This window comes from Bradyrhizobium manausense (assembly GCF_001440035.1).
In the GTDB taxonomy this organism is placed as follows: domain Bacteria; phylum Pseudomonadota; class Alphaproteobacteria; order Rhizobiales; family Xanthobacteraceae; genus Bradyrhizobium; species Bradyrhizobium manausense.
The window spans coordinates 20,257-35,937 of the sequence record NZ_LJYG01000042.1 but is presented as its reverse complement, the minus strand read 5'-3'; the positions used below and the strand labels follow the sequence as shown (position 1 = coordinate 35,937).

At 65.6% G+C, this 15,681-nt stretch carries 12 protein-coding genes; 5 read left to right on the top strand and 7 right to left on the bottom strand.

From position 1 onward, the window contains the following. Nucleotides 1–49: 49 nt before the first annotated feature. Together putA and AOQ71_RS08945 are read left to right on the top strand one after the other, a co-directional pair. Nucleotides 50–3,049: a bifunctional proline dehydrogenase/L-glutamate gamma-semialdehyde dehydrogenase PutA gene (gene putA / locus AOQ71_RS08950; RefSeq protein ID WP_057744663.1), complete on the top strand. Its 3,000-nt coding sequence runs from the start codon at nt 50–52 to the stop codon at nt 3,047–3,049. 115 nt (nt 3,050–3,164) lie between these two features. Continuing rightward, nucleotides 3,165–4,370 carry a CaiB/BaiF CoA transferase family protein gene (locus AOQ71_RS08945; protein WP_057744661.1) on the top strand — a complete coding sequence of 402 codons (1,206 nt, stop codon included), beginning with the start codon at nt 3,165–3,167 and terminating at the stop codon, nt 4,368–4,370. 120 nt (nt 4,371–4,490) lie between these two features. On the opposite strand, the gene AOQ71_RS46255 is transcribed toward AOQ71_RS08945, so the two are convergent. The 6 genes from AOQ71_RS46255 to AOQ71_RS08920 form a co-directional block, all read right to left on the bottom strand. Next, nucleotides 4,491–4,655 (bottom strand): hypothetical protein, encoded by a 165-nt coding sequence (locus AOQ71_RS46255; protein ID WP_167353969.1) that lies wholly within the window; start codon nt 4,653–4,655, stop codon nt 4,491–4,493. A gap of 26 nt (nt 4,656–4,681) precedes the next feature. Next, entirely contained in the window at nt 4,682–6,220 is a 1,539-nt protein-coding gene (locus tag AOQ71_RS08940) for a hypothetical protein (protein ID WP_057744657.1), read from the bottom strand. A gap of 93 nt (nt 6,221–6,313) precedes the next feature. Next, nucleotides 6,314–7,354: a hypothetical protein gene (locus tag AOQ71_RS08935; RefSeq protein ID WP_057744654.1), complete on the bottom strand. Its 1,041-nt coding sequence runs from the start codon at nt 7,352–7,354 to the stop codon at nt 6,314–6,316. A 264-nt stretch (nt 7,355–7,618) separates the two neighbouring features. Then, nucleotides 7,619–8,116 carry a TPM domain-containing protein gene (locus AOQ71_RS08930; protein ID WP_057744651.1) on the bottom strand — a complete coding sequence of 166 codons (498 nt, stop codon included), beginning with the start codon at nt 8,114–8,116 and terminating at the stop codon, nt 7,619–7,621. A gap of 2 nt (nt 8,117–8,118) precedes the next feature. Then, nucleotides 8,119–9,006 (bottom strand): TPM domain-containing protein, encoded by an 888-nt coding sequence (locus AOQ71_RS08925; protein ID WP_057744649.1) that lies wholly within the window; start codon nt 9,004–9,006, stop codon nt 8,119–8,121. A gap of 200 nt (nt 9,007–9,206) precedes the next feature. Beyond that, nucleotides 9,207–9,815, bottom strand: coding sequence for a LemA family protein (locus AOQ71_RS08920; RefSeq protein ID WP_057744646.1), 609 nt, complete (start codon nt 9,813–9,815; stop codon nt 9,207–9,209). 174 nt (nt 9,816–9,989) lie between these two features. Here AOQ71_RS08920 and AOQ71_RS08915 point away from each other — a divergent pair, with 174 nt between their 5' ends. Genes AOQ71_RS08915 through AOQ71_RS08905 form a run of 3 tightly spaced genes read left to right on the top strand, consistent with a single transcriptional unit; the run spans nt 9,990 to nt 13,204 of the window. After that, the gene (locus tag AOQ71_RS08915; protein WP_057744643.1) at nt 9,990–10,841 is read left to right on the top strand and encodes an enoyl-CoA hydratase; all 852 of its coding nucleotides are present in this window, start codon (nt 9,990–9,992) and stop codon (nt 10,839–10,841) included. A 5-nt stretch (nt 10,842–10,846) separates the two neighbouring features. Beyond that, the gene (locus AOQ71_RS08910; RefSeq protein ID WP_057744640.1) at nt 10,847–11,995 is read left to right on the top strand and encodes an acyl-CoA dehydrogenase family protein; all 1,149 of its coding nucleotides are present in this window, start codon (nt 10,847–10,849) and stop codon (nt 11,993–11,995) included. Nucleotides 11,996–12,007: 12 nt separating this feature from the next. Then, nucleotides 12,008–13,204, top strand: coding sequence for an acyl-CoA dehydrogenase family protein (locus tag AOQ71_RS08905; protein WP_057744637.1), 1,197 nt, complete (start codon nt 12,008–12,010; stop codon nt 13,202–13,204). A 118-nt stretch (nt 13,205–13,322) separates the two neighbouring features. On the opposite strand, the gene AOQ71_RS08900 is transcribed toward AOQ71_RS08905, so the two are convergent. After that, nucleotides 13,323–15,644 (bottom strand): xanthine dehydrogenase family protein molybdopterin-binding subunit, encoded by a 2,322-nt coding sequence (locus AOQ71_RS08900; protein WP_057744634.1) that lies wholly within the window; start codon nt 15,642–15,644, stop codon nt 13,323–13,325. Between the last annotated feature and the right edge of the window lie 37 nt (nt 15,645–15,681).

The following is a 15,681-nucleotide window of genomic DNA, read 5'->3' as shown; positions in this document are numbered from 1 at the left end:
CTACGGACACGCGGGCCTTATCCTGGATCTCAGCCACAGGACATATGCCATGCCGAACATCCCGCCGCCCTTCTCCGCGCCCTACGCCCCTGATGATGCCGACATGGCGGCGGGGCTGTTTCCGTCGGCGCATCTCAGCCCGCCGCAGGAAGCGCGGATCGACCGCACGGCGAGGGGGCTGATCGAGGCGATCCGCAAGCGCGACGACCGGCTCGGCGGCGTCGAGGACATGCTGCGCGAGTTCGCGCTCTCGACCAAGGAAGGCCTCGCTTTGATGGTGCTGGCGGAAGCGCTGCTGCGCGTGCCGGATGCCCGCACTGCCGATCAGTTCATCGAGGACAAGCTCGGCGAGGGTGACTTCATCCATCACGAGACCAAGTCCACCGCGTTCCTGGTCAACGCCTCGGCCTGGGCGCTTGGCCTGTCGGCGCGGGTGATCCAGCCCGGCGAGACGCCCGACGGCACCATCGGCCGCCTGGTGAAGCGGCTCGGCGCGCCGGCGGTGCGCACTGCGACGCGCCAGGCGATGCGGCTGATGGGCAATCATTTCGTGCTGGGCGAAACCATCGAACAGGCGCTGGAGCGGGGCAAGCCGCGCTCCGGCCAGAAGCCGCGCTACTCCTTCGACATGCTCGGCGAAGGCGCCCGCACGGCGGAAGACGCCGAGCGCTATTTCGACGCTTATGCCAGCGCGATTCTGACCATCGGCAAGGCCGCCGGCAACCATGCCCTGCCCGACCGGCCGGGCATCTCCGTGAAACTCTCGGCGCTGCATCCGCGCTTCGAGGCAATCAGCCGCGATCGTGTGATGGCTGAGCTCGTGCCGCGACTGCTGGATCTCGCCCGGCGCGCCAAGACGTACGACCTCAACTTCACCGTCGATGCCGAGGAAGCCGACCGGCTGGAGCTGTCGCTCGACGTGATCGCGGCGACCCTCGCCGATCCCTCGCTGGCGGGCTGGGACGGCTTTGGGCTCGCGATCCAGGCCTATCAGAAGCGCGCCGGCGCGGTGATCGACTACATTCACGACCTGGCGCGGGCGCATGACCGCAAGCTGATGGTGCGGCTGGTCAAGGGTGCCTATTGGGACACCGAGATCAAGCGCGCGCAGGAACGCGGGCTCGACGGCTATCCGGTGTTCACGCGCAAGGCGATGACGGATCTGAACTACGTCGCCTGCGCCACCAAGCTGCTCGGCTTGCGGCCGCGCATCTTTCCGCAATTTGCGACCCACAACGCGCTCACCGTGGCAACGGTGCTGGAGCTCGCCGGCGCTAACGGCGGCTTCGAGTTCCAGCGCCTGCACGGCATGGGCGAAGCGCTCTACGAGCAGCTCGCCAAGGATCACCCCGAGATCGCCTACCGCACCTATGCGCCGGTCGGAAGCCACCGCGATTTGCTCGCCTATCTGGTGCGGCGTCTTTTGGAGAACGGCGCCAATTCGTCCTTCGTGGCGCAGGCGGCCGATTATCGCGTGCCTGTCACGGCGCTGTTGAAGCGTCCGGTCGATCTCATCGTGCGGCCCGATCACGCGCATCACGCCAAAATCCCGCTGCCGGGCGACCTGTTCGCGCCGGAGCGGCATAATTCTGCCGGCATCGAATTCGGCGAACGCGCAGCGCTCGATCGGCTGCTCGCGGACGTCAAGGCCGCGACGCCCGACCTCAAGCGGGTCGCGAATGCAACGTCGGATCAAGCAGGCGCGGCGATCGCCGCCGCCCGCGCGGGCTTTGCCGGATGGAGCCGGACGCCGGCAGGGACCCGCGCAGCGGCGCTGGAGCAGGCCGCGCATCTGCTTGAGAGCCGCGGCGCGCATTTCATCGCGCTGCTGCAAGCGGAAGGCGGCAAGACCCTCGACGACGCGCTCTCGGAGCTGCGCGAAGCCGCCGATTTCTGCCGCTACTACGCCGCGCAGGGGCGAAAACTGTTCGGCGGCGAGACGGCGATGCCGGGCCCGACCGGCGAGAGCAATGCGCTCGCCATGCGCGGCCGCGGCGTGTTCGTCGCGATCTCGCCGTGGAATTTTCCGCTGGCGATTTTTCTCGGACAGGTCACGGCGGCGCTGATGGCCGGCAACAGCGTGGTGGCAAAACCCGCCGAGCAGACACCGCGCATCGCGCGCGAGGCTGTCGCGCTGCTGCATGAGGCCGGCATTCCCAAAACCGCGCTGCATCTCGTCACCGGCGACGGCCGCATCGGCGCGGCGCTGACTGCACACCCCGATATCGCCGGCGTCGTCTTCACCGGCTCGACCGAGGTTGCGCGCCACATCAACCGGACGCTCGCCGCCAAGGACGGACCGATCGTGCCGCTGATCGCCGAGACCGGCGGCATCAATGCCATGATCGCAGATGCGACCGCGCTGCCCGAGCAGGTCGCCGACGATGTCGTCACCTCGGCGTTTCGCTCCGCGGGCCAGCGCTGCTCGGCGCTGCGGCTGCTGTTCGTACAGGAGGACGTTGCCGACCGCATGATCGAGATGATCGCGGGTGCAGCGCGCGAACTCAGGATCGGTGATCCCGCGGAGGTCGCGACCCATGTCGGTCCTGTCATCGATGCCGAAGCCAAGCAACGCCTCGATGCCCACATCGCGCGGATGAAGATGGAGGCGCGGCTGCACTTTGCGGGCATCGCGCCCGAAGGCTGCTTCGTCGCGCCGCACATCTTTGAGCTCCGCGATGCCAGCCAGCTCACCGAGGAGGTGTTCGGCCCCATCCTGCATGTGGTGCGCTACCGGGCCGAAACCCTCGCGCGGGTCCTGCAGGCGATTGAGCGCACCGGCTACGGGCTGACGCTCGGCATCCACTCGCGCATCGACGACACGGTCGAGGCCATCATCGACCGCGTCCAAATCGGCAACATCTACGTCAACCGCAACATGATCGGCGCCGTGGTCGGGGTGCAACCGTTCGGCGGCAATGGCCTGTCCGGAACCGGCCCGAAGGCCGGCGGCCCGCATTATCTGACGCGCTTCGCCACCGAGCAGACCGTGACCATCAACACGGCCGCGGCCGGCGGCAACGCCGCCCTGCTCGCGGGCGAGGAGTAAGGCCCTGCGCCTGGTGCCGTTGCATCCTCGCGAAACATCGGTCTAATGCCTCCGCGAGCGACCCGCAGAAATTCCAGCCGGCGGGAAACAACAAGAGCGAGGGAGCAACGCCGCGATGGAAAAAGGCATTTTTGCAGGACTCAAGGTTCTGGACTGCGCGAGCTTCATCGCGGCGCCCGCGGCGGCCACCGTGCTGTCCGATTTCGGCGCCGATGTCATCAAGATCGAGCCGCCCGGCGCTGGCGATCCCTACCGCAATCTGCCCAATCTGCCCGGCTATCCCACCGGCGAGCACAATTTCGCCTGGCTGCTCGAGGCCCGCAACAAGAAGAGCCTCGCGCTCGATCTCTCCAAGCCGGAGGCGCAGGCCGTGCTCTACAAACTCGTGGAGGAGGCCGACGTCTTCATCACCAACATGCCGCCGCCGGTGCGGACCAAGCTCGGCATCACCTATGACCATCTCGCCCATCTCAACGACCGGCTGATCTATGCCTCCTTCACCGGCTATGGCGAAAAGGGCGAGGAAGCCAACAAGCCCGGCTTCGACAGCAACGCCTATTGGGCGCGTTCCGGCTTGATGGACCTCGTCCGCGCCGATCCCAACACGACGCCGGCCCGCTCGGTCGCCGGCATGGGCGACCATCCCTGCGCCATGGCACTGTACAGTGCGATCGTCACCGCGCTTTATCAGCGCGAGAAGACCGGCAAGGGCTCGCATGTCGCCTCCAACCTGATGGCCAACGGCGTGTGGGCGGCAAGCGTGCTGGCGCAGGCAAAGCTCTGCGGCGCCAAGTTCGGCGAGCGACGCCCGCGCGAACGCGCGCTCAATGCGGTCGCCAACCACTATCAGTGCAAGGACGGCCGCTGGCTGATCCTGTCGCTGCTGAACGAGGAGAAGCAGTGGCCGACGCTCGCCAAATGCCTCGGACGAGAGGACCTGATCAACGATCCACGCTTTGCCACCAAGCCCGACCGTCACGCCCGCTCGGTCGAGCTGATCAAGATCTTTGACGAAACCTTTGCGACCAGGGATCTCGCCGAATGGCGCAAGATCCTCGACGGCAATGGCCTGGTGTTCGGCATCGTCGCCATCCTGGACGACATCCCTGATGACAAGCAGATGCTCGACAACGAGGTGCTGGTGCCGTTCGAGAACGACACCATGCTCACCATCAACTCCCCGATCTGGATCGACGGCAGCAAAAAGGTGCAGCCGCGCAAGCCGCCCGGCGTCGGCGAGCACAGTGACGAAATCTTGCGTGGCGCGGGATACGACGAGGCTGAGATCAAGCAGCTGCGGGCGAAGGGGGCTGTGGGTTAAGGGGCGGATCTCTCCAACCCCGTAGCGCGGTATGATCATCGACAAAATCCAATACCGCATGAGATCCCAAGCGGAGCGAGGCGAACTTGCGGCTCGGTCCGGGATTCAGTCGAAAGAGCTCTAACGCAGCGACAGCCATCCGAGCGTGAACAGGAGGCCGCAGATGATGACGAAGACCGCGACGGCCCAGATGCTGACGCGGATGCTGCCGGTCACTTGCTTGGCTTCTTCATTGCGCGCGATCTGGCGATTGCGCTGCTTGTTGGCGTCGCTGGTGTCCGTCATGGATCATCCAAATCGGTTGGGGCGGCCTAACGCGTCTTGATGAAGCACATGCCAATGCGGTTTGAAGCCGCCGCAGCCTGACAGGTGAGACCTTTGGCACAGGTCCATGACGTAAAACTCTTGTCGGCCGTTCCCGATCCCGCATTTTGCAGGGAACAATGCGCGCCCCAGCCGTCCTGATATTCGGTCCCGGCAAACTCCCGGCTGCCGCGTGTCTGCGGACGACTGGCAAATCCGCGTGAAAAATCAGGATGTTTGCCGGTCGCAAAGGCGGTCAGGATGTCGCGACGGCGGAGCTGGTCGCCGACAAAATGCGGCGAGGCCGGCACAATGGTGGCGGTCGACGCCCCCTCCGTCAGCCAATCCACGCCCGGAAAGTGAAACCCGCCGATGCCGCGGGTCTGATGGCAGCCGGAACAGGTGACATCGTTGAGACGGCGCTGGAAGCCCGCGACCGAGCGGATGTTCTCCATGCTGATGCCGCGCGCGGCCGCCTGTTTCAGCGCGCCGACGATGTCATCATCGGTGAAGACAGGATCGCTGTTGCGCTCGCCTTCAACCAAGCCGAACTCCGGCTGCAACGCTGAGCCATCGAGCCCGGCAGGCGTCGGCGCCACGGCCGCCTTGGCGAGATATTGCTCCGGGATCTGCACCGTGCCCCGGTCGAACTCGCGCAGATTCGCGGGCTCAAGCAGCCAGGCCTTGAAGTCGTGGCGGAGCGCGTCATCGGCCAGGATACGGTCGCGGTCGATCTGGTTCTCCAGCGTCGATTCCACGAAGGTCCTGGTGGCGCCGTCGTATTTGAACACCTTGAGCAGATAGTCGGAGCGGAAATCGTGCAGCGCCGATTTTGGCGCGATCGAGATCTGGATGTTGGTCTCGATGCGATCGATCATCGCATCGTAGGGCGCAGTGCGGCTGCCGATCAGGCCCTGCCAGTCGCCATTGTCGAGCCAGCGCCGCGCCAGTTCGGCGCAGGTGATGGGCTTGCCGCTTCCATCGGTCTGGCGCGCATCGCGCGCCTTCATCACCAGGTTCAACGTCATCGGCAGGCGCGTCGCGGTGCTGCCACCATCCGGCCCGGGCCCGAACCGCGCCAGGCGATAGATCAGCCGGATCTCGCCGCAGGATTCCTCCGAGACATAGGCGCGGTCCATGCGGTTGACGAGGCCGGCCAGCACGAAGCGTGTGTCGGCGGATTTCAGACTGGAACGATCGAACAGCTGGACGTCGAAGCCGTCGCCGACGCCGATGGTCTCGCTCGCCGAAACCGCCTTTTGCCGCGCAATGTAGCGGTCGAACTCGGCATCGATGGCCGGCGGAATGTCCCTGAGCTGCGGCAGCCAGGCGAACAGCTGATCGTTCGTCAGCGGAAAATTCGCATTGCGTTCCGGCCAGAGCAGGCGCGAGATCGTCAGCACGTCGTCCTGATCGAGCCTCTTCAGCACATCAGGATCGGTGATCGCTGTGCCGCGGACGAGCAGCGCGTTCTCCGCTGCCGAGAGCGACATGACGCTGCCCAACAACAATATGCCAGCCAGGAGAATTCGCAGCGCGCGGCTCATGCCTCCACTAACACCGCGCCTGACAGCCTATTCAAGCAAAAAGGCGCCTCACACGGTGGTGAAGCGCCTCTTCGAAAGTCGCATATCGGACGTTTAGCGCGCGACGATCAGGCCTCGGGGCGTGACCACCACCCAGTGGCCATCCTGGCGCCGGATCGCATCGACGCGGCCGAGACCGGGGATGGGATCGCCGGCATAAACCTCGTACAGGCCGCCCCGGCCTTCGATGAGCGCACCGCCATTGGCGACGTCGCGGAGCCTCCAGCCGTCGATCGTCGGCAGGCGACCGACTTCCGTCTTGACCTCGGTCTTGGGCGCGGCAGTCGCGGGAACCGGCACGGGAGCCGGCGCAGCAGCGGCCGTCGCGACCTGGGTCGGGGCCGGCGCGATCGTGCCAGTGGTCTCCTTCGCGGGCGCGGCGGCGGCCTGCACGGGGGCGGCAGCCGGCGGCGTGGCGCGGAGCTTGTCGACGGTCTCCGACAGTTTCGCCAGCCTGGCCAACGGCTCGGCCTGCGCCTTCTCGAGCTTGTCGAGACGGTCATTGGCGCGGTTGAACTGGCTGAGGCCGGTCTTCGAGGTGTGCTCGACATTGGCCTTGAGCGCCACGATATCGGCATCGATCCGGGCGACGGAGGCATCCAGCGCGCTGGTATCGGCGACCTGGACCGGCGCCGGGCTGGCCGCGAAATGCATCATGCCGACGGTCGCAAGCGCGCCGCTGACGGCGCCGACGCAAGCCGCGATCGCGACGACCGCGGCCATCGCCGACAGGCGGCGCTTGCTGCCGGTGTCGCTGATCTCCTCGGCCTTGACATGCGGGGCGTACTCTTCGCGGTCCCAGGACCGCGCCGCCGGCGCCATCACGATCAGCCTGCCGGGATCTGCCTCTGCTTTGGTCTCAGTTCTGGTTTCGGGCTTGGGCTCGGCTTGAGCTTCGAACTTCGGGACCTCGATCTTTGGCGGCTCGACCTTCGGGGCATCCGCCTTGACCGGATCAGCCATTACCGGATCAGGTTTGGGCGGCGTCTCATGGTCGGGGGCGATCGAGGGGGCCTCGATGCCGGCGGCGGCGTCAACGGCGCCAGTCCGGTCGTTCGCCCGGTCATTGGTCCCTTGGCCGGCCAGGTCGGACATAGGTTCGCTCACGGCTCAAATACTCCAGTCTGGGTTGACCTTTTGGTAACTTTCATTGCTTGCGAATTCCTTACCTCGGGACCCGCTTACTGAAATTTTAGGAACTCGTCCGAGGCCGAATTGAGCCGGGAAAATGGAACCGGCGTGGCGGCGTGCAACAAATCGTCAGACGATGCTGCCCCGCGGCAGGCGGTGCGGGATTTGAACCAGCTGGATGTTTGAGGCAGGGTGTCGTCCTGGCTTTCGCCAGGACGACGTTGGAGCTCACATCACCACCGGCTTATCCGGCAGCTCGTTCGGATGCACCCCTCCCGGCGGGAAATGCTTCGCCAGCTCGCGCGACACCGCCGCGATGCCGGCGATCACGCCGCGCTCGAACCGGCCCGCGGCGAACTCGCCCTCCATCGCGCGGCAGATCGCTTCCCAGCCGGCCGCGCCCACCTTCGCATCGATGCCGCGATCGGCGATGATCTCGACGTCGCGGTCGGCGAGCAGCAGGTAGATCAGCACGCCGTTGTTATGCGCGGTATCCCAGATGCGCAAATGCGAGAACACATCGAGCGCGCGCTCGCGCGCGTGCTGATTGCGGAATAGCGGCCGGCCGTCGAGCGCGCCTTCGACGACGAAACGAACCTGGCCGGAATGCGTGGTTTCGCTTTGCTTGATCGCCTGCTCGATACGGTCGAGCACATCTTGCGGAAACACTTGCTTCGCGCGCCAATGGTGCTGGAGCAGATGCCTGGTGATACGCCCGATGGCCATGACTACCAGCTCCCCGAGGCGCCGCCGCCACCGAAGCTGCCGCCGCCCCCGCTGAAGCTGCCGCTGTCGCTGGACGACGACCCGCTGCTCCAGCCGCCGGAGGAGGAGCCGCTCGACCACGACCCGCCCCGCGACGGCCCTGTCGATGCCGGAAACAGATCGGCGATGAAGGACAGCACAAAGGCGATGATCCCGGCGAGCAGGGCCAGCGCACCGGATCCCAGAATGAGCAGTGCCAGGAGGCCGATCACGCCGCCGGTTGCGACCGAGCCCAGCAGCCGTCCCAGCAGCGAGCGCAGGATGCCGCCGACGATGAGTGAAGCAAACAGGGCGAACGGGGCAAGCGGCCCGATGTCGTCCAGATTGGCAAAATTCACGCTGCGCGAGGGAGCCGGCAGCGGCTCGCCGTCGACGACACGCATCATCCGGTCGACGCCGGCCGAGATGCCGCCGGCGAAATCGCCCTCCCGGAATTTCGGCGTGATGACCTCGTCGATGATCCGCCGCGACGTGACGTCGGTGAGCGCGCCTTCGAGGCCGTAGCCGACCTCGATGCGCAAGTGCCGGTCGTTCTTGGCGACCACCAGGATCGCGCCGTCGTCGACCTTCTTGCGGCCGATCTTCCAGGCCTCCGCGACGCGGATCGAGAACTGCTCGATCGTCTCCGGGTCCGTCGTCGGCACGATCAGCACCGCGATCTGGCTGCCCTTGCGCGTCTCGAAATCGCGCAGCTTCTGCGACAGCGCGGCGATGTCGCTGCTCGATAGCGTGCCGGTCCGGTCGACCACGCGGCCGGTGAGCTGGGGGACAGCGACGTCGGCGACGGCAAGTGAGGCGAAAGCTATGAGGAGCGTTGCGACGATCGCCGCACACCACACACGCAATGTCATCGCCCGGCTTGACCGGGCGATCCAGTATTCCAGATCCGCCGGCGAGATACGGAGAAGCCCCGGCGTACTGGATTTCGCGCCTGCCGCCTGCGCTAAATCTTCGGCGCGCCCTAGACCGAAACCTAGGCGAAGCCTTGGCGTAGCCGGGTCGCGGGGAATGACGGCGGTGGGTGGGGTGAAGCCCATGCGTAACAGCGCGCCTACTTCGACGGCGCGGGCGCGGTGTTGAAGTCGACCTTCGGCGCGGTCGAGATTTCCTTCTCGTTCTCGACGGTGAAGTTCGGCTTTTCCTTGTAGCCGAACATCATCGCCGTGAGGTTGCTCGGGAATGAGCGAATGCTGACGTTATAATCCTGCACCGACTTGATGTAGCGGTTGCGCGCGACCGTGATGCGGTTTTCGGTGCCCTCGAGCTGCGACATCAGATCCTTGAACAGCGCATCCGACTTCAGCTGCGGATAGTTTTCCGTGACCACGAGGAGGCGCGACAGCGCGCTGGACAACTCGCCCTGGGCGGCCTGGAATTTCTGCAAGGCGGCGGGATCGTTCAGCACCTCGGGCGTCGCCTGGATGCTGCCGACCTTGGCGCGGGCATTGGTGACGCCGAGCAGCACGTCCTTCTCCTGCTGCGCAAAGCCCTTCACCGAGTTGACCAGGTTGGGCACGAGATCGGCGCGGCGCTGATACTGGTTCACCACCTCGGACCAGTTGGCCTTGATCTGCTCATCCTGGCTCTGGATCGCGTTGTAGCCGCAATTGGTGAGGCTGAGCGAGGCCAGCGCCGCCAGCACGGTCAGGATCTTGCGCATCAAATTTCTCCCGGTGGAATCGGCCGGCAAACTACCAGATCGAGCGCATACAACGCCAGATGTCCCGCGCGGACGCGCGCGACACGTAGCCGGCTGACGCAAGCCCCTTGCCTATCACCACGCGACATAGTCAACTCACGACAAACAAGACGAAAAGCAGCAGGGGAGCGCGCCATGTCCTCGTTCGAGACCATCCTCGTGGAGCGGCCGGAGCCGGCGATCGCCCGGCTCGTGATGAACCGCCCCGACGCGCGCAACGCGCAGAATCTGCAAATGACCTACGATCTCAACGCCGCCTTCGACGAAGCGGTTCAGGACGATACGGTCAAGGTCATCATTCTCGCCGGCAACGGCCCGCACTTCTCCTCCGGTCATGACCTGCGCCCCGGGGCCAAGAATGCCGCGGGCACAGACTTTCCGCCGATAGGACATTGGGGCGGCTTTGCCGAGGCGAACGCCCACGGCCGCTTTGCGCGCGAGCAGGAAATATATCTCCAGATCACGCGGCGCTGGCGCAATCTGGCGAAGCCGACCATCGCGGAAGTGCACGGCAAATGCATTGCGGGCGGCCTGATGCTGGCCTGGGCCTGCGACCTCGTCGTCGCCAGCGATGATGCGCAGTTTTGCGACCCCGTCGTCACCATGGGCGTTTGCGGTGTCGAATGGTTCGCGCATCCCTGGGAACTCGGCCCGCGCAAGGCCAAGGAATTCCTGTTCACGGCCGACAGCTGGAGCGCCGAGGAGGCGCATCAGCTCGGCATGGTCAACCAGGTCGTGCCGCGCGCGGAATTGCCCGCACGCGTGCTGGAACTGGCGCGGCGGATCGCGTCAAAGCCGTCCTTTGCGCTGAAGCTGACCAAGGAAGCGGTGAACCGTTCCGTCGACGTGATGGGGCAGCCCGCCGCAATCGATCAGGCCTTTGCCCTGCATCAGCTCTGTCATGCCCATAATCTTCAGGAGTTCGGCATGGTGGTCGATCCATCCGGATTGCATCCCTCAGTGCGCAAGCCGGCCGCCGCGGAATAAGCGCCATGGATCTCAATCTCAGTGACGAGCAAAAGCTGCTGCGCGAGAGCGCGGAGCGCTTCGTGGCCGAGAGCTACGATGCCGACCACCGCCGCAAGATGACGAACGATCCGCTCGGCTTCAGCCCTCATGTGTGGGAACAGTTCGCCGAGCTCGGCTGGCTGGCGCTGCCGATCCCGGAAGAGTTTGGCGGGCTCAGTGGCGGTCCGATCGAGATCGGCATCTTGATGGAAGCCTTTGGCCGCGGGCTTGTGTGCGAGCCCTATGTCGCGACGGTCGTGCTTGGCGCCGCGCTGATCGAGCGATGCGGCAGCACGGCGCAGAAGCAGGCGAGCTTGCCCAAGATCGCGGACGGCTCAATGAAGCTCGCCTTCGCGCATTCCGAGCGGGCCGCGCGGTTCGATCTCGCCAAGATCGTGACATCAGCGACCAAGTCAGCCAACGGCTGGCGCCTGACCGGCAGCAAGATCGCCGTGCTCGACGGCCATGCCGCCGACGAGATCATCGTCTCCGCGCATCTGCACGATCATCACGGACCCTCGGGACGGATCGGCCTGTTCCTGGTGCCGGCGACCGCCTCTGGCCTCGCGATCTCCGACTATCCGCGCCTCGGCGGCGGGCGCGCCTGCAACATCGAGCTGTCCGACCTGCATTTGTCGGAGGATGCACTGCTCGGTGACGGCAACGACGCGCTGCCGGCGATCGAATGGGCCGTCGATCGCGCGATGGCTGCGCTTGGTGCGGAGGCCGTCGGCATCATGCAGACCCTGCTCGACACCACGCTCGAGTACACCAAGATCCGCAAGCAGTTCGGCCGGCCCCTGTCCGCCAACCAGGTGATCCGCCATCGCCTCGCCGATATGGCGATCCAGCTCGACGAGGCACGCTCGATGGCGCTGCGCGCCGCGCTGAAGGCGGATAGCGCGCCGGTTGAGCGGGCTCGCGCAGCTTCGGCCGCCAAGGCGAAGATCGGTAGATGCGCCCGCTTCGTCGGCGAGCAGTCGATCCAGCTTCATGGCGGCATGGGCGTCACCGAGGAGCTCGAGGTCGGCGCCTATTTCAAGCGGCTCGTCGCCTTCGACACGCTGTTCGGCGGCACCGCGCACCACTACAGCCGCCACGCCGAGCTTGGCCGCAGCACCGCTTCGGCCTGAGAGGAGCGCATCATGGATCTGTCGTTCAATACCGAAGAGCGCGCCTTCCAGAGCGAGGTGCGCAGCTTCATTGCGAAGAATCTCACCGGCGAGATGAAGCGCGCGACCGCTCTGACGCCGTCGGTGTTCTCCGATCCCGATATCGGCATGGCCTGGCAGCGCGCGCTGCACGGCCGCGGCTGGGGCGCGCCGGGCTGGCCAGTCGAATATGGCGGTCCCGATTGGACCCCGGCGCAGCGCTGGATCTTCGAGAGCGAATGCGCGCGGGCCGGTGTGCCGAATGTGAATGTGATGGGCGTGAAGATGGTCGGCCCCGTCATCATCGGCTTCGGCAGCCCTGAGCAGAAGAATTTCTACCTGCCGCGGATTCTCTCCGGCGAGGATTATTGGTGCCAGGGCTATTCCGAACCGGGCTCCGGCTCGGACCTGTCGTCGCTGAAGACGCGCGCGGTGCGCGACGGCGACGACTACATCGTCAACGGCACCAAGATCTGGACCACGCATGCCCACCACGCCAACCGCATGTTCGCGCTGGTGCGCACCAGCGACGGCCCGCGACAGCAGGACGGCATCAGCTTCATCCTGATCGACATGAAGACGCCCGGGATCACCACGCGCCCGATCCTCACCATCGGCGGCGACCACGAGGTCAACCAGGTGTTCTTCGACGACGTGCGCGTGCCCGTGGCCAACCGGGTCGGCGATGAAGGCAAGGGCTGGACCTATGGCAAATACCTGCTCGAATTCGAGCGCGGCTCCGGCATTGCATCAGCCAAGCTGCGCGAGGGGCTGCGCGCGATCACCGAGCTCGCGGAGTCCGATCTGACGGGGCGCGCCATCGACAGCCCCGATATCGCGACCCGCATCTCCGAGGTCGAGATCGACATCGACGCGCTTGAAATGACCGAACTGCGCGTGCTCTCCGCGCTGCAGACCGGACAAAATCCCGGCGCGGTCTCGTCAATCCTGAAGCTGCGCAACAGCGAGATCCGGCAGGCCGTGACGCGGCTGGGGGTCGACGTGATCGGCCACGACGCGCTCGCCGTCGAGCCGATGCGCCCGCTCTACAAGCTCAATCACGAGCCCGCGCTGCCCGAGGAGATGTTGACGTTGGTGCCGGAATATCTCAACGGCCGCGCCTACACGATCTTCGGCGGCACCTCGGAGATCCAGCGCGATATTATCGCGAAGATGATGCTGGGGATTTGAGGGGCGCATCTCTCTCACCCGTCATTGCGAGGAGCCCTTGCGACGAAGCAATCCAGACCGCTTCCGCGGAGGGATTCTGGATTGCTTCGCTGCGCTCGCAATGACGGCGTGAAAAGTCTTAGCTCGCCTTCGCGTCCCTGATCGCCTTCCAGATCTTCTGCGGCGTCAGTGGCGTGTTGAGCTGGGTGATGCCGAGTTCGGCGAGTGCGTCCATCACGCCGTTGGTGACGCAGGGCGGGCCGCCGATGGCGCCGGATTCGCCGCAGCCCTTGGCGCCGAGCGGATTGGTGCGGCAGGGCGCGGAATCGTCCAGCGTCACCACGATCGGCGGCACGTCGTCGGCGCGGGGGATGCAATAGTCCTGGTAGCTCGCGGTGAGGAGCTGGCCGTCGGCATCGTAGGAGACGCCTTCATACAGCGCCTGGCCGATGCCTTGCGCGACGCCGCCATGGATCTGCCCTGTCACCAGCATCGGGTTCACGGCAACGCCGACATCGTCGACGGTGGTGTAGCGCACGACCTTGGACACGCCAGTCTCAGGGTCGATCTCGACCTCGCAGATATGGGTGCCGTTCGGCCAGCTCGGCCCGTCAACCTCACCTTCGGAATCGACGCTGAGCCTGGCGCCGGTCTCCTTCTCCGCGAGATCGAACAGGCTGATGCGGCGGTCGGTGCCGACCACGGTGAGCATGCCGCCCTGATATTCGATGTCCTCGATCGAAGTCTCCAGCACGTTGGCCGCCTTTTCGCGCGCCTTCTGGATCAGGTCGTTGGAGGAGACCGCAACGGCAGTGCCCCCGACGAACAGCGAACGCGAGCCGACGCTGCCAAAACCCATCGCGAGATCCGTGTCACCCTGCACGACGTCGATCTTGTCCATGGCGATCCCGAGCGTGTCGGAGATCATCTGGGTGTAGGTGGTCTGCAGCCCCTGCCCCATCGCCATGGTGCCGGAATGCAGGACGACGCGGCCCTGCGCGGTCGCGTGCAGGCTGACCTTCTCGGTATGGGCGCGGCCGCCGGTCCATTCGATGTACGACGTGAGGCCACGACCATAAAGCAGGCCCTTCTTCTTCGCTGCCTTCTTGCGCGCGACGAAGCCGTCCCAGTCTGCAAGCTTCGCGGCCCGGTCGAGCATGTGCGCGAAGGCACCGGAATCGTAAACCTGCCCGACTGCATTGGTGTAGGGCAGTTGACCGGGCTTGATGTAGTTTGCCTTCCGGATTGCGCGCGGATCCATGCCGATTTTTCGCGCGGCAGCGTCAAACAGGCGCTCGACGATGAAGACCGCTTCGGGGCGACCAGCACCACGATAGGCTCCGACCGGCGCAGTGTGGGTCATCACCGACTTGACCTCGAAATGCACCAGCGGCAGGTCATAGACGCCGGTCTGCACGAACGGTCCAAGCACCAGCGGAATGATGTTCGCGGCGCCCGACGAGTACGCGCCGGTGCAACCGATCGACTTGACGCGATAGGCCAGCACCTTGCCTTTCTCGTCCAGCGCGAAGGACGCGGTCGAAGTGAGATCGCGGCCATGGGTGCCGCCGACGAACTCGTCGGTGCGATCGCCGCGCCAGCGGATCTTCTTGTTCAGCTTGGTCGCGACATAGGCGACGATGCCGTCTTCCGGATAGAGGTTGGTCTTCTGGCCAAAGCCGCCGCCGATGTCGCCGACGAGCACGCGCACGCTGTCTTTCGGACGCTTCAGCACGGCTTCGGCGAGCACGTCGCGGGTCGAGGCCGGGGTCTGCGACTGCACATGCAGCAGGAGACGGCCGGTCTTCTTGTCGATCTCGGCAATGGTCGAGCGCGGCTCCATGGCGGAGGGCACCAGACGCTGGCTGACGAGATCGAGCTCGACGGTGTGCGCGGCCTTGGCAAAGGCCTCGTCCACCTTGGCGGCGTCGCCATAGCTCATCGCGCCGACAATGTTGTCGGGCGCGTCAGGCCACACCACCGGCGCACCGGGCTTGACGGCCTCGACGGGATCGACCACGGCGGGCTGCACGTCGTATTCGACCACAATCGCCTCGGCCGCGCTCTGGGCCTCCGCACGCGACGACGCCACCACTGCCGCCACCGCCTCGCCGGTGTAACGCACCGCGTCATGAGCGAGCAGTCGCCGCGGCGGCACCGTCATCGGCTTGCCATCAGGCCGCTTGAAGATGCTGAGCGTCGGAATAGTGCCGATATCGTCCTTGATCAGATCGGCGCCGGTGTAGATCGCGGTGACGCCAGGCATCGACGCGGCAGCGCCGGTGTCGATCGAGATGATCTTCGCGTGCGCGTGTGGCGAGCGCAGCACGTGCAACCACAGCGCGCCATCTTCCGGCTTGTCGTCGATGAATTGCCCCTTCCCGGTGAGCAGCCGCTGGTCTTCCAAACGCTTGACGGGCTGGCCCGCTCCGAAACGCAAATTGCCGGGAAGAATGTTCATTCCGTGGGGTCCTCGGGGTGTCTTGAAACGCGGGCAG